Origin of the sequence: Pontibacter russatus (genome assembly GCF_009931655.1) — a bacterium.
Taxonomy (GTDB): domain Bacteria; phylum Bacteroidota; class Bacteroidia; order Cytophagales; family Hymenobacteraceae; genus Pontibacter; species Pontibacter russatus.
Map to the genome: position 1 here is coordinate 1,856,885 of NZ_CP047984.1, position 26,709 is coordinate 1,883,593.

13 protein-coding genes are annotated in these 26,709 nt (G+C 55.3%); 6 read left to right on the forward strand and 7 right to left on the reverse strand.

Annotation, left to right across the window (positions count from 1 at the left end; genetic code table 11):
• Nucleotides 1-8 precede the first annotated feature (8 nt).
• The 4 genes from GSQ62_RS07395 to GSQ62_RS07410 form a co-directional block, all read right to left on the reverse strand.
• Entirely contained in the window at nt 9-3,161 is a 3,153-nt protein-coding gene (locus GSQ62_RS07395; protein ID WP_161888915.1) for a SusC/RagA family TonB-linked outer membrane protein, read from the reverse strand.
• Between the two features lie 1,238 nt (nt 3,162-4,399).
• Nucleotides 4,400-7,960, reverse strand: coding sequence for a VCBS repeat-containing protein (locus tag GSQ62_RS07400; protein WP_161888916.1), 3,561 nt, complete (start codon nt 7,958-7,960; stop codon nt 4,400-4,402).
• A gap of 235 nt (nt 7,961-8,195) precedes the next feature.
• The gene (locus GSQ62_RS07405) at nt 8,196-9,956 is read right to left on the reverse strand and encodes a RagB/SusD family nutrient uptake outer membrane protein (protein ID WP_161888917.1); all 1,761 of its coding nucleotides are present in this window, start codon (nt 9,954-9,956) and stop codon (nt 8,196-8,198) included.
• Nucleotides 9,957-9,981: 25 nt separating this feature from the next.
• On the reverse strand, nt 9,982-13,302 hold the full coding sequence (locus GSQ62_RS07410; protein ID WP_161888918.1) for a SusC/RagA family TonB-linked outer membrane protein: 3,321 nt from the start codon (nt 13,300-13,302) through the stop codon (nt 9,982-9,984).
• A 502-nt stretch (nt 13,303-13,804) separates the two neighbouring features.
• On the opposite strand from GSQ62_RS07410, the gene GSQ62_RS07415 reads away from it, so the two are divergent.
• The 5 genes from GSQ62_RS07415 to GSQ62_RS07435 all read left to right on the forward strand — a co-directional run bounded on the left by GSQ62_RS07415 (nt 13,805) and on the right by GSQ62_RS07435 (nt 21,709).
• The gene (locus GSQ62_RS07415) at nt 13,805-14,980 is read left to right on the forward strand and encodes an ROK family transcriptional regulator (RefSeq protein WP_237587054.1); all 1,176 of its coding nucleotides are present in this window, start codon (nt 13,805-13,807) and stop codon (nt 14,978-14,980) included.
• 80 nt (nt 14,981-15,060) lie between these two features.
• On the forward strand, nt 15,061-16,986 hold the full coding sequence (nagB, locus tag GSQ62_RS07420; RefSeq protein ID WP_161888920.1) for a glucosamine-6-phosphate deaminase: 1,926 nt from the start codon (nt 15,061-15,063) through the stop codon (nt 16,984-16,986).
• 154 nt (nt 16,987-17,140) lie between these two features.
• The gene (locus GSQ62_RS07425; protein ID WP_161888921.1) at nt 17,141-18,016 is read left to right on the forward strand and encodes an ROK family protein; all 876 of its coding nucleotides are present in this window, start codon (nt 17,141-17,143) and stop codon (nt 18,014-18,016) included.
• A 90-nt stretch (nt 18,017-18,106) separates the two neighbouring features.
• A complete protein-coding gene (locus GSQ62_RS07430; RefSeq protein ID WP_161888922.1) occupies nt 18,107-19,429 on the forward strand; it encodes a sugar MFS transporter in 1,323 nt (440 codons plus the stop codon).
• 24 nt (nt 19,430-19,453) lie between these two features.
• Complete coding sequence (locus tag GSQ62_RS07435) at nt 19,454-21,709, forward strand: glycoside hydrolase family 20 protein (protein WP_161888923.1); 2,256 nt, start codon at nt 19,454-19,456, stop codon at nt 21,707-21,709.
• 87 nt (nt 21,710-21,796) lie between these two features.
• On the opposite strand, the gene GSQ62_RS07440 is transcribed toward GSQ62_RS07435, so the two are convergent.
• Complete coding sequence (locus GSQ62_RS07440) at nt 21,797-22,147, reverse strand: hypothetical protein (protein ID WP_161888924.1); 351 nt, start codon at nt 22,145-22,147, stop codon at nt 21,797-21,799.
• A gap of 385 nt (nt 22,148-22,532) precedes the next feature.
• On the opposite strand from GSQ62_RS07440, the gene GSQ62_RS07445 reads away from it, so the two are divergent.
• A complete protein-coding gene (locus GSQ62_RS07445) occupies nt 22,533-22,946 on the forward strand; it encodes a BrxA/BrxB family bacilliredoxin (RefSeq protein ID WP_161891356.1) in 414 nt (137 codons plus the stop codon).
• 101 nt (nt 22,947-23,047) lie between these two features.
• Here the strand turns inward: GSQ62_RS07445 and purD are convergent, their stop codons facing one another.
• Nucleotides 23,048-24,337, reverse strand: coding sequence for a phosphoribosylamine--glycine ligase (purD, locus tag GSQ62_RS07450; RefSeq protein WP_161888925.1), 1,290 nt, complete (start codon nt 24,335-24,337; stop codon nt 23,048-23,050).
• Between the two features lie 162 nt (nt 24,338-24,499).
• The gene (gene recQ / locus GSQ62_RS07455) at nt 24,500-26,680 is read right to left on the reverse strand and encodes a DNA helicase RecQ (RefSeq protein WP_161888926.1); all 2,181 of its coding nucleotides are present in this window, start codon (nt 26,678-26,680) and stop codon (nt 24,500-24,502) included.
• Between the last annotated feature and the right edge of the window lie 29 nt (nt 26,681-26,709).

A 26,709-nucleotide genomic window follows, 5' to 3' on the forward strand; every position in this document is an offset into this window, starting at 1 on the left:
TACTTTGCTTAAAAACCGATGTTTACTCCGAACAGGAAGGTTCTTGACTGCGGGTAGATGCCACGGTCAACCCCTATTTCAAGCACACTGTTCGACTGGCCTTCGAGGAATCTTGCAGAGCCAATTTCCGGATCAAATCCATCGTCGTAGCCTGTTACGGTAAAGAGGTTAGCAGCACTTACATATACCCGCAGGCGCTCGATTTTTGCTCTTGTTGAGATAGCTGCCGGCACATTGTACCCAAGCTGGAGGGTCTTCAACCTTACGTAAGAGCCGTCTCTTATCCATCTGTCTGAATCCGGCCTCAGGTTCTGGTTGGGATCACCGGCTATCAACCTGGGGTATTCCGCGCCCGGATTGTCGGCGGTATACGTGTTGTTGATCAGCACCGAGAACTTATTGCCTGGGTCTGAGGAGTAACCGTAGAGGCTGATAGCACTCCAGATATCGTTACCGAAGCTGCTGTTTAACAGGAAGTTCAGGTCAAAGTTTTTATAGGTAAACTCACCGTTCAGACCTGCTGTGAAGTCAGGAAGAGGGTTGCCGATAAACGTTCTGTCGTCTCCGGTGATGGCGCCGTCCTCGTTCAGGTCCACGAACCGGATATCACCTAACTCAGCGTTCGGCTGCACGGGCTTCACCTCGTTCAGTTCTTCCTGCGTTCTGATGATGCCTGCCGTCTGGAAGCCATAGAACTGCGCGATCGGCATGCCCTCCTGCGTACGGCTGTTCGCCTGCGTCAGCACCAGCCCGTTCATGTCGATCACCTCGTTGTCGATGGTGGTCAGGTTCAGGCCAAACCCATACCCAAAGGCATTCTCCATGTTGCGGTAGCCCAGGGCAATCTCGAAGCCCCTGTTCCGGATTTCACCGGCGTTAGTATAGGCAGCGGCAGGACCGGTACTTGCAGGAATCGGGAGTTGCAGCAGCAAGTCTTTCGTGGTTTTCACGAAGTAATCGGCTGCGAAAGTCAGTTTATTCTGCAGAAAGCCTGATTCTATACCGAAGTTAATTTGCTTGGTCGTCTCCCACCGGATGTCCGGGTTAACCTGCGTAGGCTGAAAATAGCCTGGTACCTGAATCTGGTCAGCACCCAGTGCGTATCGTCCGGTTCCGACTAACCTACCGTAAGTAGGGTAAGGTTCACCTATGTTTTGGTTTCCGGTTTCACCCCAGCTGGCCCGCAGTTTCAGGTTGCTGACAAAGTTTACACTGTTCTTGAAGAAGTCCTCCTCTGATAGTCTCCAGCCAATGGAGGCCGAGGGGAACACACCGTATCGGTTATTGGCAAATCTTGATACACCATCACGTCTGATGTTGGCGGTGAACAGGTACTTGTCAGCAAAGCTGTAGTTTACCCTGGCCAGTTGTGAGAAAATAGCATATTCACTGGCCCCACCGCTCACGAAGAAGTCTTTCGTGGCCTGGTTCAGGAACTGGATTTCCGCATTCTTCAGAAAGCCGCCGCCTCTTGCAAAGGCATTCTGGAAATAATTGTCCTGTGCTTCGATACCGGCCAGTATCTCTATATCATGCAGACCGATTGTTTTGCTGTAGTTGAAAATGTTGCTCCACTGCCACGCCCGGTTGGTGCTGTTATTTATGCCCAGCGAGTTGGCGTCGTTCCGCCTGTTGCCAATGGCATAGGCCGGGTCGAAGTTCTGGTTCCGGAAGTAGCTGAAGTCCATGTTGAAGCTGGAGCGGAAGGTCAGATCTGGTATGATTTCCACCTCTCCATACACAGAGCCCAGCAAGCGGTAGTTTTTGTTGGTGTTGTAAGACTCCAGCGCCAGCCACACGGGGTTCTCAGACTCCCCTTCGAAGTTTCCGGTAGGTCCGGCAAAAGAGCCATCCTCATTATAGACAGGCACCGTGGGCAACTGGCGGATACCGCGTGACAGCACCCCGGTGTTCAGGTCTTCGTTGTTAGGAATCAGCGCCTCGTCCGTGTAGCTCAGTTGCAGGGTGTTTCCTACCTTCACCCTGGTTCCAATGGTATGGTCGGTGTTCACCCGGAAGGTATAACGCTCAAAGTCAGTGCCGATTACAATACCATCCTGCTGAAAATAGCCCGCGGAGACGTACATGGTGGATTTTTCTCCGCCCCCTGACCATGACAACTGATAGTTGGAGATAGGGGCAGTTCTGAAAAGCTCCTCCTGGTAATTTGTGCCCTCGCCCACGGACTGTGGGTTGGCCCACTCCGGGTTGGTGGGTATGCCTGCGGCCTGCCTTGCCAGGTTATCCAGCGTCACGTACTCGGCGGCATTTGTCATGTCCAGCGTCCGCCAGGCATTCTGCACACCGGTATAAGCTGAGAAGTTTACCTCACCCGCGCCTGCTTTACCTTTTTTGGTAGTAACCACGACCACGCCGTTTGCCGCCCTGGAGCCGTAAATGGCTGTGGCAGAGGCATCCTTCAGAATCTCGATGGAAGCGATGTCATTGCTGTTCAGGTAGTTGATATTGCCTTCCACCTGCACGCCGTCCACCACGTAGAGCGGGTTGTTGTTGCCGAGCGTACCGGCTCCCCTGATGCGGATACTGGACCCAGCGCCCGGTGAACCGGAGTTAGCCGTTACCTGCACACCGGGCGTTTGCCCCTGCAACTGCTGCGCGATGGTAGGGGTTGGAACCCTTTCAAGGGCTTCTCCCTGCACTGATGAGATGGCACCCGTCACATCGGTACGTTCCTGAGTACCATATCCCACTACCACCACTTCCTCCAGCGCTTCCACATCGGTAGAGAGGCTAACCGTAACGGTAGAGCGGTTGTTGATGGGTACTTCCTGCGTTTCGTAGCCGATGAAGGAAACAACCAGGGTTTCGCTGCCGGTTGGCACATTCAGCGTGAAGTTTCCGTTGGCATCCGTGGCCGTGCCGATCGTGGTGCCTTTCACCACCACCGTCGCGCCGGGCACTCCCTGCCCGTCGTCGCCCACTACTTGTCCGGACACTGCCACGCCCTGCATGAAGGCTTTCTCTGTTAGGGAGACGTTTCCTTCGGCCAGATAGGCGTTGTGGGTGCCGGCCTCTGCCTGCAGCGCGCCCTGCGAGAGGCAAGCGGCCGCCAGAAGCAGGGCGAGCACCCTTTTCTGCGGTAAGGTTTTCCTATGGCCGTTCTTTGAGGTCGGCCACGTATTCAAGTACCTCTTGTTCATACGTTGTGTTTTGAGATTAGAACTATGATTTTACTGATAACGCTCACTTTGACAATTACACCCTTTTAGAGGTATGCCAATAAGATTTACACGCAGGCTAATAAGAATGCCAAAGGCTCACGGACCAAAACGCATAGACAGAACAGGCATTTTGATTGAGCGCTCAACCTCCTAATTTATTCCAAATCTATGATAAATAGATCAACAATAGTGTATCGGTATCCGATAATTTTTTCTGGTTTTTTTATTGACTTCTGCAGCAACGCGTTCACGCTTCGCTATAGCTGTACCCGTACCGGGTATAGCATGGCTCCGGTGGTGGGCACTTCGGCAGAAAAGCCTCTGTGATGCCGCATTCCCGCTGTTGCTTGTAAGGTTATCCTCTCTTCAGACAAAAAAACAACACCGTCTGTTTTGCCTTGAGGCATTATTAGGCGCTAAGTGCTTGGGTGGGACGCCACGAAATGCCGCATGTAGCACAGACGCTGTAACGGAGGCAAAGTATCTTCTAATTCTGCTATTCAGGTACAGCAGTACTAAAATATATAACGGATATACTTAAACACGATGAAAAGCTGCGCGCATCGGACAGCTATAACCGACTATTACGATTTACGGATAAAGAAGTTAAATAGAAGTTTACTTTGTTCCGTACCCCGGAGCGAAATACGTATAAACCAGGCGCGGGGGCAGGGCAAAACAAGTATTTATCGCGCCCAACCTGCTGACTGCCTATGCCCGGAAGAACTATATGGCCTGTTTCAAAGTCCGCTCCCGAAGTCTCTCAGCAAACCTGAAACGAAATTTGCTGACTTGCCTGCCCAAAAGTTGCTTTGGTGCAGACCTCCACTCTTTTCTCCGGTTTGTAGGAGGTTTGCGTTCCCGCAGACAGGCAACAGGACACCAGTAGCAGGTAGCAAGACACAAGACTTTTCAGAGCCTGTTTAACGGCGGATATATCGGATGACAGGGCGCGCTTTTGTGGACAATGCAGGCGGATTTTGCATGGTTATATATAAACCAAGTTGCGATTTACTTTCGCCGTAGAAATTTGCCCACCCCTACCCTTCCGGCACCGCAGTTCCCGGGCTCTACCGGCTACGGATTGCTGCCGCCGCCGGGGAAGCCTCCCCCTAGTGCTTCCTTGCCAACCAGCAAAAGGGCCAACCAGGGTTGCATGTCAGAGATTTATATATGCATTGCCTGATGCACGCGCTTTTCTCTCGTTTTCCCTTCTACTATAGCGCCTGCCGGGTGCGCCCACTGAAATCCTGTATCAGCACAGAGGCCATGTTGCTCGCCAGGGCCAGCTTCCGCGACGACTGTGACAGGTAGGTATGGCCGTAGTAGAGTTCTTTCACCTGCTGTTTGCCATTCTTGTAGGTGATGGTGACTTTACAGTCCAGCGGCTGGAGCGTTAGTATTTCTGTGTGATCTTGCGCCTTGCCGACAGGCGCAAAAACCCGCAGGCTGTCGCTGTTCTGGGTGACAAGTGTTAGCTGCCGGCCGTCGGTGCCGAAGAGCTGCGCCACCGCTTTGGCATCCCCATCCACAAAAAACCCGCTGTTGGCAAGCGCCACCGGCTGGAATCCTCCCCTGCCGTTTCCTTTCAGAAAAAGTCCGGCAAAGGCATCGTAACGGCCCGTAAACACCTCCGTTCCATAGTCGTTGCCCACCAGCAGCAGGTCGAGGTTGCCGTCTCCGTCCATGTCATCGGGCTGCATGCCATATATGGGCGCAATCTGCGCCGCCACGGGAAGCGCCTTCAGCTTGAACTTGCCCTGGCCCAGGTTCTCTATATAGCTGCTCTCGAAGTGCGTTGCCTGCCTAATCAAAGCCCCTTGGCGCTCGGCCTGCGGTATCACCTCATCTATCGTGGCACGGGCATAGTCGGCATAGCGGCGGAAAATACTGCGGGTGCGGGGCATCTGGGCGTTCAGATCATCGCGGGTATGCATCGGGAAAGATTTCATGGTGCCATCTTCGGCCTTGAGGTAACACGACAGCACGGGATCGATGCTGCCGTTGCTGTCGAAGTCTTTTGCGAAGATGCGCAGCGGCTGGTTTACTGAGGCCACGTAATTTGTGTTCAGGCCCAGGTTCCCGGCCACATAATCTATATCGCCGTCGCTGTCAAAATCTCCTGCGCTGAGGCTGTTCCACCAGCCGGTATAGGACGAGAGGCCTGTCGCAGCCGTTACATCCGCGAACCTCCCTCCCTTGTTCTGAAGAAAGGTGACTGGCAGCCACTCCCCTGCCACCACTAAATCCACGTTCCCGTCTCCGTTAAAGTCAGACCACAGGGCGTCGGTTATCATGCCCAGGTTCTTCAGCCCGGGACTCACCGATGCCGTGACATCCGCAAAGCGGCCGCCGTCATTCCGGAGTATATAACTCTCCGGCGCCAGCGGGTACTTGCCGGGCACCACCCGGCCCGCCACTAGTAAATCCAGGTCGCCGTCTTTATCGTAATCGGCCGCCCTCACACAGGATTTGCTCGCCGTAAGCGCGGGAAGCGCAGCCGCATCCACTCTGAAATTGCCTTTACCGTCGTTTATATATAGCCGGTCCTGCAGCGCCTCCGAGCCCGCCTCAAATTCATAGCTGCCGCTGGCGGCATAGAGGTCCGGGTCACCGTCGTTGTCCGCGTCGAAGAACAGCACCCCCATATCCTCGCCGGTTTTACCTCCCGGCATGTTACCTGACGCCATGCGGAAGGTCCCGTCCGGCTGCTGCAGGAAAAGGCCGCCCGCCTTGCCCGCGGCTCCGCCAATATAAAAGTCGTCCAGACTGTCTCCATTGATGTCGGCGGCAGCAATGCCGGGCCCGTACTGCGACAATTTGTGCGGCAGGGTGCGCTGCCAGTTAAAGTCTACGGCATCATCCTCTTGGCTTTTGTAGGCAATGCCGAGCGCTTTGGAAACTTCCCTGAAAAGTGCCTGCTGCGGCTGGCCTCCGCCCTGAGCGGGGAAAACGTGCTGTTGTGTCGCGTTCTTCTGGTCGAGTGTCAGCACCTGGTCTGCCTTTATGTTTCTGAGCAGCTGACACTTTCCGTTTGGCCATACCACCCTCACAGAATCAACCTTGTCCGCATCGCCCAACCCGAAGTGGGCGACGTTCTCAACAGTAGACAGGTAGCCTTTGTAAATGCTGTTTTCATGGAACTGCGTTTTGCCGCCGCCATAGTACAGGGTGGCGGTTGCGCCCAGACCGGCTCCGTTCGGGGGAGTTCCCTTAAATTTCAAACGGAGAAAGTGCTCCTTGCCCGGACCAGTTTCCGCCATATATAACGTGTTCCGGTAGACCAGGGCGCTGTCGTTGATGTTGTTGACCACCAGGTCGAGATCGCCGTCGTTGTCCAGGTCGGCGTAGGCGGCGCCGTTTGAGAAAGACGGAATATCCAGGCCCCAGCTTTGGGTTTCGTCGCTGAAAGACAGGGCACCGTTGTTCTTAAAGGCATAGTTCGACACTTTGACCACCGGAATAGAGTCGGCCATGTATTCATATCCCCCTACTCTGCCGACGGGGCCGTTCCGGTACACGCCAAAGTCCTGGTCTGTTATGTCCTTGGGGAAGCCGTTGGTGATGATGACATCCCGCAGTCCATCGTTATCAAAATCGGCCACCAAAGGCGTCCAGCTCCAGTCGGTCTGGTGAAGCCCCGCCAACTGGCCCACCTCGCTGAAGACCGGGTGCCCCGCCGGCGTCATGCCCTGGTTCAGCTGCAGCGTGTTCCGGACGTACTGGTGCTCATAGCCATAGGCATCGTTGTTGAGGTAGGTAGCGTAGTTGTTTGCCATCAGCATCATTTTCTGGCGCTTGTTGTCTTCGGGCAGCATGTCCAGCGCCAGAATATCCACCAGCCCGTCGTTGTTGATGTCGGCCACGCTGTTGCCCATAGACGAGTGGCTTGTGTGCTTTATATAGTCTGCTATTTTGTTGGTGAAGGTACCGTCCTGGTTGTTGATGTAGAGCAGGTCGTTGGAGAGATAATCGTTAGTGACGTATATATCCGGCCAGCCATCCAGGTTAATGTCGTTGACGGCCACACCCAGGCCGAAGCCCTCGATCAGAATCCCGGCCTCCTGCGAAACATTGGCAAACGTTCCGTCCCCGTTGTTTCGGTAAAGCCGGTCGGTGTTGAGGGCAGATCCATCTGTCAGCTTCTTTCGGTAAGTTTTGGGCACGCCTGCGTTGATGACGCTGATGACTACATATAAATCAAGGTCCCCGTCGTTATCATAGTCAAAGAAAGCGGCATTGGTGGTGTAGCCTGTGTCGGCGATGCCATATATGGCCGCTGATTCCGTGAAAGTCGGCACGCCGTCTTTGCCCGGCCCGTTGTTTATATAGAGCAGGTTGGCCCGGCTCAGCGAGTCCTTTTTCATGGTGGCCCCCACATATATGTCCAGCCAGCCGTCATTGTTTATATCCACCAGCGCCACCCCGGAGCACCACTTGCCCTCGCCGGTCACACCGGCTTTCTCCGTCACATCATCAAAAGCAAAATCGCCTCTGTTCAGGTAAAGCCTGTTGGAGACCATGTTGCCCGTGAAGTATATATCCGGCAGCCCGTCGTTGTTGAAATCCCCGATGCCCACGCCACCGCCATTGTAGACATACTCCGATTTCAGGACGTTCAGCGTGTCGGATTCCGTGATACGGTTTGAGAAGGTGATGCCTGTCTCGCCAGAGGGCATCCGCTCAAAGAGGCGCGCTTCCTGCTGCCTGCAGGCTGGCAAAGCAAGCGCAAAAAAGGCAAGCAGAAAAAGAAGGGTGTTTTGAGGAAGGCGCATCATATATAAGGGAAACGGACAAGGCATGTTGGCCACCTGGCTCTCACTATCACACAAACCAAACCTCTGTTTATTAGGTTCTTTAGAACAGGCAATATGCATAATTAGGGCGAAATTCTGAACTGCCGGTATACTCCGGGCTAAAGAAAAAAGAAGCCTCCGGTGCTAATGCTCCGGAGGCTTCTTTTTATGATTCTCTTCCAACTTACGTCAAAAAGAAAAGAATGCCATGGGCAGGTTACAAATACCCAGGGTTCTGTGTCAACACAGATTCTCCGCCCACCGTCTGCAGGTCTATCTGTCGTTGCGGGATTGGGTAGTAATCGTTTTTGCCCTCCTGGAAGAAACCGCCCTCCACATCCGGAAGGATGGCTCCCTCATATTCGAAGAAAGCATTCAGTTCCTCAGCCGCTTTGCCCCAGCGCACCAGATCGAAGAAGCGGTGGCCTTCCAGCGCCAGCTCCAGTTTGCGCTCAAAGTAGATGGCTTCCAGCGCCTGATCTTTGCCAAGCCCTTCAAAATAACCTGCCGGGTAAGGCGCTATGTTGTAATTGGCTGCCGGCTGGCTTGTAAAGCCTTCCAATGGTTCTTTCGGATCTACATAGGTATGCACAATGTTCTCAGGCTTCGCTGCTCTGGCACGCACCATATCCACGTACTCCTGCGCCTGCGCCAGGTTGCCCAACTGCGCCTCCGCCTCGGCCGCCATCAGCAGCACGTCCGCAAAACGGATGATGAGCACGTTGATGGCAGAACCCGGAGCCCAGGAGCTCTGGTCTGAGAAGGTTTCTGCTGTGGCCTGCCAGTAGATGAACTTCTTGGCAGAGTACGGGCCGGCAGTAGACTGCTCACGAATCCAGGCCTGTCCCGGGTGAAGGCCCCAGTCCAGGAAAGGAATGCCGCGACGGCCTACGGTCCAGTCCAGGCGAGGGTCTACGGACTGATCGTCCGGTACAAAAGCCTTGTCAGAGGTCACGCCCTGGTCGTTCTTGAGCGGGTCAGCATTGTAGTTGTCTATCAGGGGAAGTCCCTGCGGCGTCGTCTGATACGAGTTTGCCAGGTCCAGGGTAGGCTGATAGAAGCCGCAGCAGCGGAAAGGGCTGTTGTACGGGAAGTTCAGCATCTGGCCCTGGTTGCCATTGGCAATGGTGTTGGTACCGTCGTTGGCCACCATCTGCACCGCAAAAATCGACTCTTTGTTATTCTCGGCGCTGGCATCGAAGTTATCTTTAAACTTGTCTACAAGACCATACGTCAGGCCGTTGCTGGTAACGCCTTCCGAAATAACGCGGTCGAACATCGCCTTCGCATCCGCATATTTGTGCTGATACAGGTAGGTTTTGCCGAGGTAAGAGGCTGCGGCCCACTTATTCGCTCTGCCGACCTCCGCCTGCGAGTTTGGCAGGTTATCGAAAGCGAACTGGAAATCCGCCTCGATATTCGGCCAGATGTCCACGTTGTTCGGCTGGTTGAACTCAGTGGTTGTCTCATCAATCCAGGGCACCATGTTAAACATCTTCTTCAGTTCGAAGTAATAGTGCCCGCGCAGGAAGCGGGCCTCCGCTGCCACTCTCTGCTTGTCGGCATCCGACATGTCTTCTGCCAGAGGGAGTATACTCAGCACAGAGTTTGTGCGGGAAATACCCTCGTACATCGCCCGCCATTTGAGGTTTATAAAACCGTTGCTGGGGTCTATGTTGAACGTCGCGATCGGGTTGATGGCGGGCTGGTCCGCGCCGTTGCTGCCTTTGTGGGCTTCCCCACCGGCCACGCTGCCATACACCCAGTTGGTAGGGTCTACCTCCCAGTTGCCTATGTCTATTCCATCCAGGGCGGCGTAGGCGCCTATCAGAAGTTTCTCCACCCCCGCCTTATTGGCCAGCACGTTGTCGCTCAGGGCACCAATGGCTGGCTTCTCCAGGAACTCATCGCCGCAGGAGGTAAACAGCGGCATAGTAGCCACCATGGCCGCGTAAACTATATATTTAAACCTTTTCATATATCGGATTAATTAAGATAAGAAATTAGAAGGAAACATTGAGCCCCACCAGGTACTGGCGCATGTTCGGATAATTGCCTTCGTCTATACCGAAGGCTGTGGTGCCTCCCGAGATCTCCGGGTCAATGCCCGAGTAGTTTGTAATAGTAAACAGGTTAGCGGCCTGCACATACACCCGCAAGCTGCCCATGCCGTATTTGCTTATCAGCTCAGTCGGCAGGGAATAACCCAGCTGCACGTTTTTCGCCCGCAGGTAAGAACCATTCTCCACGTAATAGGAGTTCGGAACGTTCGAGGTGCTGAAGGATCCCACGTTCTCCTGAATCGGCGCTGTGGCATCGTGGTTTTCCGGGGTCCAGGCATCATACACGGCGGTGTTGCTTTTCGCGCCCAGGAAGTTCGGGTAGAAGTCCGTCCACCATTTTACCTGGTTCCAGATTTCGTTGCCCTGGCTACCGTACAGGAACATACTGAAGTCGAAGCTCTTGTATGTGGCCGCAATGTTCAGACCATATGTGAAGTCCGGGTTCGGGCTTCCCAATATCGTTCTGTCATCAGGCGTAATGATGCCGTCTCCGTCTGTATCGGCATAGCGGAAGCGACCAACGCTCACATCTGACTGGTAAACGGCATCAGGATTGTCTGTAGCTGCCTGCGCTGCCTCGTTGGCACTGTTAATCTCTGCCTCGTCGTCCCAGAAGCCCTCGATTTGATAGCCGAAGAAAGAGCTCATGGCATCGCCCACCTGGTTGCGGATAATGTTGCTTCCGTTAAAGCGGCGTGACTCCAGGTCAAAGTTCTGCGCACCGTTGGATATCTTCAGAATCTCATTCTTATACGTCGTTACTGTACCCGTAATGTCGAATCTCAGGTCTGAAGAAGCTTCGATATGACCGGTCACCGCGGCATCAATACCCTGGTTCCGCATCTTGCCAATGTTTACAAACGGCCTGGTAGCTGCCCCTGAGGTACCCGGAAGCTCCGGGTTGAACAAGAGGTCCTGTATCTCCTTCACATAATAATCGGCGGTCACATCAATCTTACCGTTGAACAAGGTGGCGTCAATACCAATGTTGCTGTTAATGTTGGTTTCCCACTTGGCAGCCGGGTTACCGATACGGCTCTTCCGGAAGCCTTCTACAGTGCTATTGTTGGTACCATTGATGTCGTAGAAGGAAACAGTTCTGCTTGAACCGTAAGTGGTGAAGGCATTGGGCGGATCTACGTTCAGTTGGTTACCCATCACCCCATAGCCCCCGCGAATCTTCAGGTCTGTAATCCAGGGAATGTCCTGCATAAAGGCTTCCTCGGATATACGCCAGCCGGCGCTCACCGCCGGGAACACCCCATATCTGTTCTCTTCCCCGAAACGGGAAGACCCATCCCGGCGGATAACAAACCCGAGCAGGTACTTGTCCATCAGGCTGTAATCCACCCTGCCTATCAGGGAGAAGAGGGCATCCTCGCTTCTGCCACTGAAGTTGGTTGGAGTGCCCGAACCCGTGCTGAGCGTGGTAAAGTTCGGATCAAAAGAGAAGTAGCCCTGTGTTGAACCGCCCACCTCGTTCCAGAAATTGCTGTAGGCCTCCGTTCCCACCACTACACCCAGGTTATGGATCTCGTTGAAGGTGTTTTTATAGGCCAGCGTGTTGGTCCAGGTCCAGTTGTAGCCGTTGCTGGCGCTCTGGTTGAACTGGTTCACGGTGTTGTTCTCGGCATTCTCGTATTCCGGATAGGTAAAGGACCTGCCAGAGCCACTGTACATCTCCCCACCGAAGCTGGTGCGGGCCGTGAAGTTCTCCAGGAAGTCTACCTCCGCGAACACATTACCAAAAAGGCGGTTGCCGAGCCCGCTGTTGTCCCCAATCCTTGTGAGCTGCGCCACCGGGTTCCGGGCGTTGCCAAGGCCATTGCCAAACGAACCGGCAAAGTTGCCCATGATGTCATACACCGGGATAATGGTCTGCTGCCGGTAGGCCATGTTGATGGGGTTTTCGCCGCCGCCAACCTGCCGGTCGCTGATGATGGAGTACGACAGGTTTTCCCCCACCCGGATGTTCTCAGACACGTTATAGGTGCTGTTTGCCCGGATGGTGTACCTCTTAAAATAGGTATTCATCAGAGCCCCCTGCTGGTCGAAATAGTTTGCAGAGAAGTAGTAATTGCCCATGTCGCTACCGCCGCTCACGGCCACATTGTGGCTCTGGATAGGCGCCGGATCAAAGATTTCCTCAAACCAGTTGGTGCCTTCCTTGTTTGCCCGCACGATGCGGTAGAAGGAGCCAAGCTCTGTACTACCGCCTGTGTAGAACGGATTCAAGTTGTAGAGCGAGGGGTCCGTGGCCGGGTCTCCTTCCATCAGGCCTGTACGACTGCCGACAGCCAGATAGTCCGGCAGCACCGGGTTCGCCCCTGCGCCATATAGCGTCTCATTCGGCGCAACCCGGAAGTTCAGTTCGGCCATCGCCTGCGGGCTAGCCAGATCCCACACGTTGCCCTCCGGCGGCCGCTGCGTGCCGTAGTAGCCGTCGTACTGCACCGTCACTTTGTTCTTTCCTCTCTTGGTGGTGATGATGATCACCCCATTGGCTGCACGCGAGCCATATATAGAGGCAGACCCGGCATCCTTCAGCACCTGCATCGAGGCGATGTCGTTCGGGTTGATGTCGTTGATGTTCTGCGTAGGCACACCGTCCACTACGTAGAGCGGGCTGTTGTTCTGAAACGTGCTAAAGCCGCGTATCCGCACCTGCTGCGAGGCGCCCGGTTGGCCGGAGCCCAGCACCGTCACGCCGGCGGCCCTGCCCTGCAGCATGCTTGTCACCTGCGCCTCCGGCTGCTTGGTCATCTCACTCACGTCTACCACGGCCACTGCGCCCGTCAGGTCCTTTTTCTCCTGCGTGGCGTAGCCCACCACTACCACTTCTTCCAAGGCCTCCACATCCGTAGAGAGACTAACGTCAATCGTAGATCGGTTGTTGACAGGCACCTCCTGCGTCTCATAGCCGATAAAGGATATGACCAGCGTTGCATTGCCGCTCGGCACCGTTAGCGTGAAGTTACCGTTGGCGTCCGTGGCTGTTCCCACAGTGGTGCCTTTCACCACCACCGTGGCACCGGGCACCCCCTGCCCGTCGTCGCCTACTACCCTTCCGCTCACTTCCACGCCCTGCACAAAGGCCGCACCTGACAGGAAGAACGCGTCAGGGGCAAAGGCTTCCGCCTGCATGGGGCTCTGCGACAGGCAGGCGGCCGCCAGCAGGAGGGCGAGCACCTTCTTCTGAGGCACGGTTTTCACATGGCTGCGCTGCGAGAGCATCCATGTATTAAAGTAATTCTGTTTCATACTAGATTGTTTGGGATTAGTGAATACATTTCATTATTTAGGAAAAGCCTGATAAGAGCGCTCCTTTACTATCTATGCGTAGGTACCCGGCACCTGTTTAAGCCATATGAGTTAAAGGAGAGTGTGATACAGAAGGAGGCTTGACAGTCTGGGGGAGATTGCGGGATGCATATGTGGTAATTGAGCGCTCAAACTCTTTTTGCATTCCCAAATATATACTAAAATTTGATATCCGCTATAGAATTTAAATATTTTTTATTTGGATAAGAGCAAAGTTTATATATTGTCTAAAATACATTTATTTGCAGACAGGGTGTTTATATCCAACCGAACTAAGCAATAAGGTTTTTATAATATTAAATACTTTTGAAAAAAAATTATCAAAGCCTTTGCTAATAACCGAAAATTAATCAATTTAGCATAAATTTATGCCATGATGGAGCCTTCACTTATAGAAGAGAGGCATTTAGGGAGCCTAAATAACCTGGAGCGCAAGAAGCACTTGCAGAAACTCAGAATTATCAAGCACCTTTATGTGAAGGGGGCCAAGACCACCACAGACATATGCACGCGGTTTCACATCAGCCCTCCCACCGCCATGGGCATCCTGAACGAGCTGATTGCGGAGGGATTTGTGGAGAAGCAGGGACAGGGCAAATCCGTGGGCGGGCGCAAGCCGGACCTGTACGGCCTGAAAGACAACTCGCTGTTCGTGCTGAGCATCGACATGGAGCGGTACAGGACGCGCATGACCATCTTCGACAACAACAACAACAAAATTACCGCCACCCAAACGTACCCGCTGCAGATATCCAAAGACCTGAGCGCTGTGGAGCAGTTGTACGAGCATGCCAGCAAACTGATTCAGGAGTCTGGTATTAATACAGAGAAGCTGATGGGCATTGGCGTGAGCATGCCCGGCCTGGTGGCCTCCGCAAGCGGCAAAAACCACACCTACCTGCTGACGCAGCACATAGAGGAACCCCTGCAGGAAGTGCTGGAGAAGAAATTCGGCAAGCCCGTCTATATACAGAACGACGTGAAGAGCGCGACGCTGGCCGAGTACCGGTTTGGGCAGGCCCAGAATATGAAGAATGTGCTGGTCCTGTCGATGGACTGGGGGCTCGGGCTCGGCATCATCATCGACGGCAAACTGCGAACCGGCGCCTCCGGTTTTGCCGGGGAGTTCGGCCATATCCCCCTGATAGAGGGCGGCGCCCTGTGCCACTGCGGCAAGCGCGGCTGCCTGGAAACGGTGGCCTCCGGCATTGCCCTGGCCCGCATGGCCCGCGAGGGCATCCGGTCGGGGCAGAGCACCATGCTGCGGTACCTGGAAGAGGAGGACCTGGAGCCGGGGCTCATCATCAACGCCGCCAACGAGGGCGATCAGTACGCCATCAACATCCTGGCGGAGACGGGCCGGTACCTGGGCAAGGGCATCGCCATCCTGATCCAGCTGTTCAACCCGGAGGCTATCATCCTGAGCGGCAAGATTGCCGAGGCAAGGCAGTACATCACCATCCCGATACAGCAGTCCATCAACACCTACTGCATGACGCAGCTCCGCGAAAACACCACCCTCGCACTGTCTGACCTGGGCAGCGATGCCGGTATCCTGGGCTCCGTGGCAACGGTGATGGAGAACATTTTTGAAAAGCAGATTGCATCCGTAAAGTGACAGGTGCCGACACGCCGCACCCCGTCCCATATATATACCCTGGTAATCACATCAACAACCACGAATAGCAGTACAAAACTATGGCCCGATTAAATCTTCTGGAAGAAACACGCTTCGAAAAACTGCCGGTGACGGTATACCCCGATGAGCACATTGCCTCGGTGAGAGTGGCGCAACGCATCGCGGACCTGATCCGCTCCAAGCAGCGGCAGGGGGAGCAGGCGGTGCTGGGCCTTGCCACAGGCGCCACCCCCGTAGAGGTATATGCCGAGCTCGTGCGCATGCACCGCGAGGAAGGGCTGAGCTTCCAGAACGTCATCACGTTTAACCTCGACGAGTACTACCCCATGAGTCCCACCGCCGCCCAGAGCTACGTGACGTTCATGAACGAGAACCTCTTCGACCACATCGACATCCCGAGGGAGAACATCCATATCCCGGACGGCACCTTGGCGAAGGAGGAAATAGCGGCCTACTGCCTGGCCTACGAGCGAAAGATAGAAGAGGCAAACGGCCTGGACCTGCAGATACTGGGCATCGGCCGGACCGGCCACATCGGTTTCAACGAGCCGGGCTCGGCCCCTAACTCCGGCACCCGCCTCGTCACCCTCGACGACCTGACGCGCCGCGACGCCTCCCGCGACTTCGGCGGCAAGGAGAACGTGCCCACCAAAGCCATCACCATGGGTATCGGCACCATCTTCAAGGCCCGCGAGATCATCCTGATGGCCTGGAGCCAGAAGAAAGCGCCCATCATCAAGAAGGCTGTGGAAGGGGAGATATCCAGCGACGTGCCCGCCACCTACCTGCAGCTGTCGGACAAGGTGGAGTTTGTGCTGGACATGGACGCCGCCTCCGCCCTGACGCGCTTCGACACGCCGTGGCTGGTGAAGGACTGCGTGTGGGACGAGAAAATGACCAAGAAGGCGGTTATCTGGCTCTCGAACACCATGAAGAAGCCGATACTGAAGCTGACCGAGGAAGACTACAACAACCACGGCATGGCACAGCTGGCCGTGGAGAAAGGCCCTGCCTACAACATCAACATCCATATCTTCAACAAGCTGCAGCACACCATCACGGGCTGGCCGGGCGGCAAGCCCAACGCCGACGACTCCCAGCGCCCCGAGCGCGCGGAGCCTGCCCGCAAGCGCGTGATCATTTTCTCCCCGCACCCCGACGACGACGTGATCTCGATGGGCGGCACGTTCATACGCCTGGTGGACCAGGGGCACAATGTGCACGTGGCCTACCAGACCAGCGGCAACACGGCCGTTTGGGACGATGACGTGCTGCGCTACATGGAGTTCGCCATCGACTTCGACAAGAGCATCGGGGAAGACAGCCAGCGCCTCAAGACTATATATGAGGAGATGCGCACCTTCTTCGAGACAAAGCAGCCGAACCAGCCCGACAGCCAGGAAGTGCGCAACGTGAAGGGCTTCATCCGCAAGAGCGAGGCCATCGCCGCCGCGCGCTACGCCGGGCTCGACGACGACCATATCCACTTCATGGCCCTGCCTTTCTACGAGGCGGGCAAGCTGCGGAAGAACTCCGTGACGGACGAGGACATTGAGATGACGATGGACCTGCTCCGCCAGGTGAAGCCGCACCAGCTGTTCGCCGCCGGTGATTTTGCCGACCCGCACGGCACCCACATTGTCTGCTTCCGCATTATCCTAGAGGCCCTGCGCCGCCTGCGCGAATCCGGGACAGAGGAGTGGATAGAGGACTGCTGGCTGTGGATGTACCGCGGCGCCTGGCACGAGTTCGAGACACACGAGATTGAGATGGCCGTGCCGCTCTCGCCGCAGGAGGTGGAGCGGAAACGCAACGCCATCTTCAAGCACCAGTCGCAGAAAGATCGGCCGGTGTTCCCCGGAGACGATGCCCGCGAGTTCTGGGTGAGGGCCGAGGAGCGAAACCGCGAAACCGCCAAAGACTACGACGACCTGGGGCTGGCCGACTACGAGGCGATGGAGGCCTTTGTCAGGTATCACTTCTGACAACCAGCGCCACAGCCATCTATAAACCCGCGCTCGAAGAGCCAAAGGCTATATAGGAGGAAGCCGAAAGTTTTTAACTCAAACCGGAAAGGAATGCCGGAGTGGCCCTCTATATAGGGGCCACTCCTAAACCATTCAGCATATAGAAAGCAATATGAAAAGCCAGAAGATCATCTGCATAGACATGGGGGCTACCAAAGTCCATATAGGCGTCGTGCAGGATGGAGTGCTCCTGACAGAGGTAAGACTGCCCACCTCCGCGCACGCATCGCAGGAGCAGGTGCTGGCCGAGATAGCGGCGGGCATCGCGCCGCTGCTCGATGCGCAGGTGGCGGGGATTGGGATTGGTGTACCAGGCCTGGTGGACGATGTGGCCGGCTGCGTATATGACGTCGTCAACATCCCGTCGTGGCAGGAGGTGCCCCTGCGGCAGTACCTCGAAGACCGCTTCCATATACCCGTGTACCTGACCAACGACGCCAACACCTTTGTGCTGGGCGAGAAAATGTACGGCAAGGCGAAGCCTTACAAAAATGTGGTCGGGATAACGCTTGGCACAGGCATGGGCGCAGGCATCATCATCAACAACAGCCTCTACACCGGCACGCTCTCCGGCGCCGGGGAGTTCGGCAGTGTTCCCTACTTAGACAAAACCTACGACTCGTACTGCGGCGGAAAATTCTTCCTGAGCAGGTATGGCCTGGAAGGCAGCGTGCTCAGGGAGCGCGCATCGGGCGGGGACAAGGAGGCGATAGCAGCTTTCCAGGAATATGGGCAGCACGTTGGCAGCGTTGTCAACCTCATTTTATATACCCTTTCCCCGGAAGCGATTTTCCTGGGGGGATCTGTGAGCAAATCCTATCCGCTCTTTAAAGAGGCGATGTTCCAGTGCCTGCGGGCTTTCCCGTTCAAGCGGGTGACAGACAGGCTGGTCATCGAGCCATCCGACATCGACAATGCAGCCTTGCTGGGAGCCGCAGCGCTTTACCAACTGCGAAGCGCGGAGAAAGCAAGCGTGGCTGCACTATAATCAATTTTTGAATATGCCGCAGAATATGCCATATTACAGCTCCGGCCAATATCATTCATCCAAAACCTATCAAATAAACAGCACTATCCGATGGCAAACAACTCATTAGCAACAGAAGAAAAATTAGCCACAGCCTCGCAGGGGAACGGCACAATGCGGTCGATGCTGATCATTGGCGCACTGTTCTTCATCTTCGGCTTCGTGACGTGGCTCAACTCCGTCCTTATCCCCTACCTGAAAATCGCCTGCGAGCTCAACAACTTTGAGTCGTACCTCGTGGCCTTTGCTTTTTATGTTGCTTACCTGGTGATGGCCATCCCCTCCGCCTGGGTGCTTAAAAAAACGGGCTTTAAGAAAGGCATGTCGGTGGGACTGGGCGTGATGGCGCTGGGTGCCCTTATCTTTATTCCGGCCGCCATGACGCGGACTTACCTCATTTTCCTGATCGGCCTTTTTGTGCAGGGCACGGGTCTGGCCGTGCTGCAAACGGCTGTGAACCCTTACGTCACCATACTGGGGCCGCGCGAGAGCGCGGCAAAGCGCATCAGTATCATGGGCATCTGCAACAAAGTGGCCGGCGCGCTCGCGCCGTTCATCCTGGGGGCCATTATCTTGGATAACGCCGATGCCCTGACAAACAGCCTCAGCGGCATGAGCCTGGCGGAGCAGGCGGCAGCCCTCGACGCACTGGCCACGAAGGTTATCACCCCTTACCTGGTGATGGCGGGCATACTGGTGGTGCTGGCGGTGCTGGTTTCCTTCTCAGCCCTGCCCGAAATTGACACCGACCAGGAGGATGAGACCGTGGCCGTTGCCAACACAAACAAAACAAGCATCACGCAGTTTCCGCACCTGCTGCTGGGCGCTTTCACGCTTTTCCTGTACGTGGGTGTGGAAGTGATGGCAGGCGACACGGTTATCAGTTACGGCGCCTCCAAGGGAATTGATCTGGTGGATGCAAAAATCTTCACGACCTATACCATGATCGCCATGCTGGTCGGTTACGTCATCGGTATCTTCGCCATTCCAAAGTATATATCGCAGGCCAAGGCGCTGCAGGTATCGGCGGTGCTGGGCGTGGTGCTCTCGCTTGTCGCAATTTTCTCTGAGGGCTATACCTCGGTGATGTCGGTGTCGCTGCTGGGCCTGGCCAACGCTCTGATGTGGCCTGCCATCTGGCCGCTGGCCATCGCAGACCTGGGCCGCTTCACCAAAATAGGCTCTTCGCTGCTGATCATGGGCATTGCGGGCGGCGCTATTCTGCCCCTGCTCTACGGCTGGCTCGCCGACACCGTGGATCCGCAGCAGGCCTACTGGATTATGGTGCCCTGCTACCTCGTGATTTTGTACTTCGCGGTATACGGACACAAGATCAGGACAAAGCAACCGGTATCAGGCAGCCTCCCTCTGTAATCAAACCATCCTACAAACAGCATCATGAAAAAATTATTTTTCCTGTTCCTGCTGCTGGCTCACGTCGCGGCGGCACAGGAAGTGAGCATCATCCCGAAGCCTTCCAGCGTGCAGGTGAAGCCCGGAAACTTCACCATTACCCGGAACACCACCATCGCTGTAAAGGACAAGGCAGACCGCAAAACAGCTGAGTTTCTGAACGAGTACCTGCAGGAGGTATATGGCTTTCAGCTGGATATCAAAAAGAAGGGGAAGAAAGACTATATACGCCTCTCGACCGGCAAGCCCGCTGCGGAAGCCAAAGACGGCTACAGCCTGAACGTGACGCAGGACGGCGTGGCCATTGAAGGCGAGACGCATGCCGGCACGTTCCACGGCCTGCAGTCGCTGATTCAGCTGCTGCCTGTGGAGAAAAGTGCCTCGCTCGTGATACCAGCAGTGGCCATACAGGACGCCCCGCGCTTTGCTTACCGCGGCATGCACCTGGATGTGGGCCGCCATATGTTCCCGTTGGCCTTCATCAAGAAGTACATCGACTACCTGGCCCTGCACAAGATGAACTACTTCCACTGGCACCTGACGGAAGACCAGGGCTGGCGGCTCGAGATCAAGAAATACCCGAAGCTGACGGAAGTGGGCGGCTACCGCGACGGCACTATCATCGGCCGCTTCCCCGGCACCGGCAACACCAATAAGCGCTACGGCGGCTTCTACACCCAGGAAGAAGCCAGGGAGATTGTGAAGTACGCCGCCGACAGGCACATCACGGTGGTACCGGAGATTGAGATGCCCGGCCACGCCAGCGCCGCCCTCACCTCCTACCCCTGGCTGGGCTGCCCCGGCACCGGCCCTTACAAAGTAGAGCAAACGTGGGGTGTTTTTGATGACGTGTACTGCGCCGGCAAAGACTCTACCTTCACGTTCCTGCAGGATGTGATGGACGAGGTAATGGCCATTTTCCCGTCGAAGTATATGCACATCGGCGGCGACGAAAGCCCCAAGGCCAACTGGAAGGTATGCCCGCTGTGCCAGAAGCGCATTAAGGAGGAAGGCCTGAAAGATGAGCACGAACTGCAGAGCTACTTTATCCAGCGCATGGAAAAGTACCTCAACAGCAAAGGCAGAACCATCATCGGCTGGGATGAGATTCTGGAAGGCGGTTTAGCGCCCAATGCCATCGTGATGAGCTGGCGGGGCGAGGCGGGCGGCATTGCGGCGGCCCAGCAAAACCACTACGTCATCATGACTCCCGGTTCTCACTTGTACTTAGACCACTCCCAGAGCCAGCGCGAAGACTCCGTGACCATCGGCGGCTTCACCACAGTTGAGAAAACCTACAGCTATAACCCTGTACCGAAGGAACTGACGGCAGCGCAGGCAAAGTATATACTGGGCGCGCAGGGCAACGTGTGGACAGAGTATATGAATAACCCGGCCAAAGTAGAATACCAGGTTTTCCCGAGGATGAGCGCCCTGAGCGAAGTGCTGTGGACGGCCCCGGAGCAGAAAAACTGGGAGGACTTTGAAAAGCGGCTGCTGACGCAGTTCAGGCGCTACGACCTGTGGGGAGCCAGCTACAGCCAGGCGTTCTACGATGTCGGCACGGAAGTGCTACCGGCACCAGGCAACGAAGGCATCATGCTGAAGCTGGACGGCAAGCAAGACCTGGGCAAGCTGCTATATACCATCAAAGGCCAACAGGCCGAGACTCCCTATACGGGGCCGCTTGTGTTGAAGCAGACCTCGGATGTAACCGCTTTATATTACAAAGACAGCAAGCTGCTTGATTCTGTAACTGTTAATTTAAACTTCAACAAAGCTACCGGTAAGAAAATAACACTCGCTGAGCCGCCATCCAAAAGTTATCCGGGCAAAGGCGCTTTCACGCTCAACAATGGTTTCATCAACAAAAACGACAGCCGGGGCTCTGAAGTGCTGGGCTATGCCGGAAGAGACGTGGAAGCAACCATCGACATGGGGACACCCCAGGAGATAAGCAGCGTGGCAGTGCATGCCATCAACTCAAACGGCGCCTATGTGTACCCGCCAAAGACAGTGGCGATATATGGCTCCGCCGACGGCAAAAACTTTCAGCCGCTGGGCACCACAGACACCGTTTCCGAGACGGCTGGCCCCAAAGTTATCATGAAAGTGGATATAAAACCCGCCACGGCGCGCTTCGTGAAAGTAGCCATACAGAACATCCAGACCGTGCCGGATGGCAAGCCGGGCGCAGGCGAAAAAGCCTGGATTTTGCTGGATGAGATACAGGTGAATTAAGTAAGTTCACCCATATATAAAGAGGCCGCTCTGCATTTATGCAGAGCGGCCTCTTTATATATGGGTGGCTCAATGGCAGGCAACAAGTCAGGCCGAGACAGCCATGCTTTCCTCTTCAAGAGCGTAGCGGTACTTCAGGCCCTGCAGGATGTGGAGCACCTCGTCCTTCAGCCCGAGGCGTATATGGTCGTCCAGAATGTCGTCCCAGGAGGTAAATACTTTCCAGGTTTCGCTGTTTTTGCAGGAGGCTCTCTCGCGCGCGGTCAGCCTGCGCTCGAAGAAGGCGGTCAGTTCCATGTCCTCCTCGCGCATGGGCACCTGCACCACTTCCGAGCTGCTGTTCAGCACCTCGATAATCTCTGATTGCTTTGAAGGGTTGGCCGGGAGGTAAAAGTAGCGCACACAAGGGCTTTTGCTTTGGGTGTTGAAAGTAAGCATGTCAGATAAGGGTGTTTCTAGATCAGTGTTTCAGTGTTTTAGTTGGAGGCACACCTTTGCCGCCACGGCAACCTGCGTGTTCTACATTGTTGGCTGGCAGCGCACACAGGCTATATGCTACCGGCAAACACGTAAAGAATGCTCCAGTTTTCCGAGCTCAAAATTGCGGCCTCAGCTTTGATGATAGGCTATACCTACTTACCCCTGAAAGAGTTATGCTTTATAAATACATTTATGCATATTCTATATATAATTAAATTAATATTAAAAACAAGTGCAATTCCCGCCGTTGTCTTCCCTACCGCCGCCATTTGCATCTATCTTTTTTGGTTCTGATTTGTTAACTTTGCAGCACCTTAACAATTTATACAGTATTCCTATGGCAATGTATCCTGAATATATGGTTGCGCCTATCCGTGAGGACCTTACCTCCGCAGGCTTTGAGCAGCTAATGACACCTGAAGAAGTAGAGCAGGCTGTTACATCCGAGGGCACCGTACTGGTGGCCGTGAACTCCGTATGCGGCTGCGCCGCCGCAAAGGCGCGCCCGGCCCTTAAAATGGCGGTGGCCTCCGCTTCCAAGAAGCCAGCGAAGCTGGTAACCGTATTTGCGGGCATGGAGCAGGACGCCGTGGCCAAGGCGCGAGAGCACATGCTGCCTTATCCCCCGTCATCCCCTTCCATCGCGCTTTTCAAAGACGGTGAACTGGTACACATGATTGAGCGCTACCACATCGAGGGCAACGAACTGAACCGCATCGTGGACAACCTGCAGGGCGCTTTCGAGGCTTACTGCTAAGTATATAGCGGCTTATAGAAAAAGGCGAAGGCCGGTGAAATTCACCGGCCTTCGCCTTTTTCTCGTGTTTGTATATCCCGCTATATTGCCATACCTGTCTGTCAGGCGTGGGTGCCCTGCAGGTCGAAGCCAATGTCGTGGCGGTAGTAGCGGTCCTGCCACTGGATGGCGCTGGCGGCGGCATTCGCTTTTTTCAGCGCCTCCTCCATCGTGTCGCCCAGGGCCGTGACGGCAATCACGCGGCCGCCGTTGTTCACCAGTTTCCCGTTCACCATTTTGGTACCGGCATGGAACACCAGCACATCCGCTGGCACGTTCTCAATTCCCGTAATTTCCTTGCCCTTCTCAAACCCCTCGGGGTAGCCACCGGATACCAGGAAAACCGTGGTGGCCGTGCGCGGGTCAACCTCCAGTTCAAACTCACCTAGTTTATGGTCGTGCAGCGCCCGGAACAGCTCAAACAGGTCGGACTTGATGCGGGGGAGAATGGCTTCCGTCTCGGGGTCGCCGAGGCGCACGTTGTACTCAATCACGTAGGGGTCGCCGTTCACGTTCATCAGCCCGATAAACAGGAACCCGGTGTAATCCAGCTGGTCTTCCTGCAGGCCGCGCAGCGTGGGGTTGATGACACGCTCCTTCACCTTCTGCATAAACACGTCGTCCACAAAATGCACCGGCGATACAGCGCCCATGCCCCCGGTGTTCAGGCCGGTGTCGCCCTCGCCAATGCGCTTGTAGTCTTTCGCCTCCGGCAGCAGCACATAATCTTTCCCGTCCGTCAGGATAAACACCGACACCTCGATGCCGTGCAGGTATTCCTCGATCACCACTTTGCTGCTGGCCTTGCCGAAGCGCTTGTTGCGCAGCATGTCCTCAAGGGCGTCCACCGCCTCGTCATAATCCTTGGCGATGATGACGCCCTTGCCCGCGGCCAGGCCGTCGGCCTTCAGCACCGCCGGGAAACTGTGCGTGCGCAGGTACGCCGCCGCCTGCGCGAACGTGTCCTCGGTGAACGTCTGGTAACGGGCCGTCGGGATGCCGTGCCGCTGGAAAAACTCCTTGCAGAAGTCCTTGCTCCCCTCCAGCATGGCACCGGCTTTTTTCGGCCCTATCACCAGGATTTGCTTCAGGTACTCAGAACTCTGGAAATAATCATGGATGCCTTCCACCAGTGCGTTCTCCGGGCCCACCACAATCATCATGATGTTGAAATCGGTGGCAAACTTGGCCAGTTCATCAAAGTTGTGGATGTCTACCGCGGCGGTGGTGCCGTATTGTGCGGTGCCCGCGTTGCCGGGAGCCACGAACACCTTGTCGCAGTATTCGCTCTGGCTCAGTTTCCAGGCAATGGCGTGCTCGCGCCCACCGGATCCTATTATCAGTACGTTCATTGGGGGATAATTGAGTTGTTAATTATTGGTTGTTGGGTTGCTGAATGGCTACATGGTTGGATGGCTAAATGGCTGGTCACTGTTTGGGCAGCGGCAATATCGGGCCATATATACCCCGACAATCAACAATTTAACCATTCAACAATTCAACCATTCAGCCATTCAATTGGCGTACTCCGACATGAATTTCACGCGCATCAGGCGCAGATCTTCCTCGGTGTAGTCGTCGGTGCCGAGTTCTTTCACCGCTGCGGCGATGTTGTCGGTGCTGGCGCTCATAAAGTAATCGTAGATTTCCTCCTGGCGCTCCTGGTCCAGCACGTTATTGATGTAGTAGTTCAGGTTGAGTTTGGTGCCTGAGTAGCATATATGCTCAATCTCCTCTATCAGCTCCTGCATGGTCAGGTCTTTGGCCGCCGCTATTTCCTCCAACTCCACCTTTTTGTCAATCTGCTGGATGATGTAGATCTTGATTTTCGACTTGTTGACTGTGGTTTTCACCACTACGTCAGCCGCCGTCACAATATCGTTTTCATCCACATACTTGCTGATGAGGTCCAGGAAAGGCTTTCCGAATTTCTGTACCTTGCCCATGCCCACGCCGCCTATATGCGCCAGGTCATCTTTTGTGGTCGGGTATACGGTGGCCATCTCCTTCAGCGACGGGTCCTGAAAGAGCACATAAGGCGGCAGGCCTTTCTCCTTCGCCAGCTTCCTGCGCAGGTTCTTCAGCAGGTCGAACAGCACCTCGTCGTGCCCGGCAGAGGCCTGTGTCTCTTCCTTCTCTTCGTCCTCTTTTACCTCCTGCTCGTAGTTGTGGTCTTTTGTCAGCTGAATCGGCTGTGGGTTCTTTATAAACTCCTCCCCTTTCTGCGTCAGCTTCACGATTCCCAGGCTTTCAATGTCCTTCTCCAGGTAGCCCGACAACAGCACCTGCCGGACGACGGAGCTCCAGAACTGGGCATCCTGCTCTTTTCCTGCCGCAAACACTTCCAGTTTGTCGTGGTCGTAGCTGGTGACGTATTGGTTGCGCAGGCCGGTGAGCACTGCTGTGATATGGTCAATGCCGAAACGCTGGCCCGTCTGCTCCACCGCCCGCAGCGCCAGTTGCACTTCCTTCTGCGCCTCAAAACGCTCCTTCGGGTGCAGGCAGTTGTCGCAGAAGCCACAGTCTTTCTCGTAGGCCTCCCCGAAGTAGTGCAGCAGCTGTTTGCGGCGGCACACGGCAGAGTCGGCGTAGGCGGCCATCTCCTGCAGCAGCAGCTTGGAATTGTCGCGCTCCGTCACCGGCTTGTCCTTGTTGAACTTCTCCAGCTTCACGATGTCGTCGTAGCTGTAGAACATGATGCAGTTGCCCTCCAGGCCATCGCGCCCGGCGCGGCCGGTCTCCTGGTAGTAGCCCTCAATGGACTTTGGCGTGTCGTAATGGATCACAAAGCGCACATCCGGCTTGTCGATACCCATGCCAAAGGCAATGGTCGCCACAATCACATCGGCGTCCTCGTTCAGGAAAGCATCCTGATTGGCCATCCGTATGTTGGCATCCAACCCGGCGTGGTAGGGCAGCGCCTTCACGTCGTTCACGCGCAGCAGCTCGGCAATCTCCTCCACCTTTTTGCGGCTCAGGCAATACACAATCCCGCTTTTGCCCTTGTGCTTTTTTACGTACTGGATGAGTTGCTTTTTTGTATGGTGCTTCGGGCGCACCTCATAGTACAGGTTGGTGCGGTTAAAAGAGGATTTGAACACCGAGGCCTCGTCCATCTGCAGGTTGCGCTGAATGTCGAGCTGCACCTTGGGCGTGGCCGTGGCGGTGAGCGCGATAATGGGCAGGTTGCCGATCTGGTCGATGATGCCCCGGATGCGGCGGTACTCCGGCCGGAAGTCGTGCCCCCACTCCGAGATGCAGTGCGCCTCGTCGATGGCCACAAAAGAAATGTTGGAACTGCGCAGGAACTCGACGTTTTCCTCCTTCGTCAGCGACTCCGGCGCCACGTACAGCAGCTTCACCTCGCCGGAGAGCGTTTCTTTCTTCACCTTGTTTATCTCGGATTTCGACAGGGTGGAGTTCAGGAACTGGGCATTCACCCCGAACGCGTTCAGTTGGTCCACCTGGTTCTTCATCAGCGCGATGAGCGGCGAGATGACGATGGCGGTGCCCGGCAACGAAAGGGCAGGCAGCTGGTAGCACAACGACTTGCCCGCGCCTGTCGGCATGATCACGAAGGTGTTCCGGCCGTTGATAATGTTGTTTATTATCAACTCCTGGTTTCCCCTGAATTGATTATACCCAAAAACTTCTTTTAATTTGTTCTTGAGATTGATCTCTTGTTTTACTGACATGTAACCGTACTAAAATTAATCAGGCAGCA

Excerpts from the sequence above, each read along its gene's own strand:
- GSQ62_RS07395 (WP_161888915.1), bottom strand. The coding sequence starts at position 3,161 with ATGAACAAGAGGTACTTGAATACGTGGCCGACCTCAAAGAACGGCCAT.
- GSQ62_RS07440 (WP_161888924.1), bottom strand. The coding sequence starts at position 22,147 with ATGCTTACTTTCAACACCCAAAGCAAAAGCCCTTGTGTGCGCTACTTT.
- GSQ62_RS07410 (WP_161888918.1), bottom strand. The coding sequence starts at position 13,302 with ATGAAACAGAATTACTTTAATACATGGATGCTCTCGCAGCGCAGCCAT.
- GSQ62_RS07405 (WP_161888917.1), bottom strand. The coding sequence starts at position 9,956 with ATGAAAAGGTTTAAATATATAGTTTACGCGGCCATGGTGGCTACTATG.
- recQ (WP_161888926.1), bottom strand. The coding sequence starts at position 26,680 with ATGTCAGTAAAACAAGAGATCAATCTCAAGAACAAATTAAAAGAAGTT.
- GSQ62_RS07425 (WP_161888921.1), top strand. The coding sequence starts at position 17,141 with ATGAAAAGCCAGAAGATCATCTGCATAGACATGGGGGCTACCAAAGTC.
- GSQ62_RS07430 (WP_161888922.1), top strand. The coding sequence starts at position 18,107 with ATGGCAAACAACTCATTAGCAACAGAAGAAAAATTAGCCACAGCCTCG.
- GSQ62_RS07400 (WP_161888916.1), bottom strand. The coding sequence starts at position 7,960 with ATGATGCGCCTTCCTCAAAACACCCTTCTTTTTCTGCTTGCCTTTTTT.
- purD (WP_161888925.1), bottom strand. The coding sequence starts at position 24,337 with ATGAACGTACTGATAATAGGATCCGGTGGGCGCGAGCACGCCATTGCC.
- GSQ62_RS07435 (WP_161888923.1), top strand. The coding sequence starts at position 19,454 with ATGAAAAAATTATTTTTCCTGTTCCTGCTGCTGGCTCACGTCGCGGCG.
- nagB (WP_161888920.1), top strand. The coding sequence starts at position 15,061 with ATGGCCCGATTAAATCTTCTGGAAGAAACACGCTTCGAAAAACTGCCG.
- GSQ62_RS07445 (WP_161891356.1), top strand. The coding sequence starts at position 22,533 with ATGTATCCTGAATATATGGTTGCGCCTATCCGTGAGGACCTTACCTCC.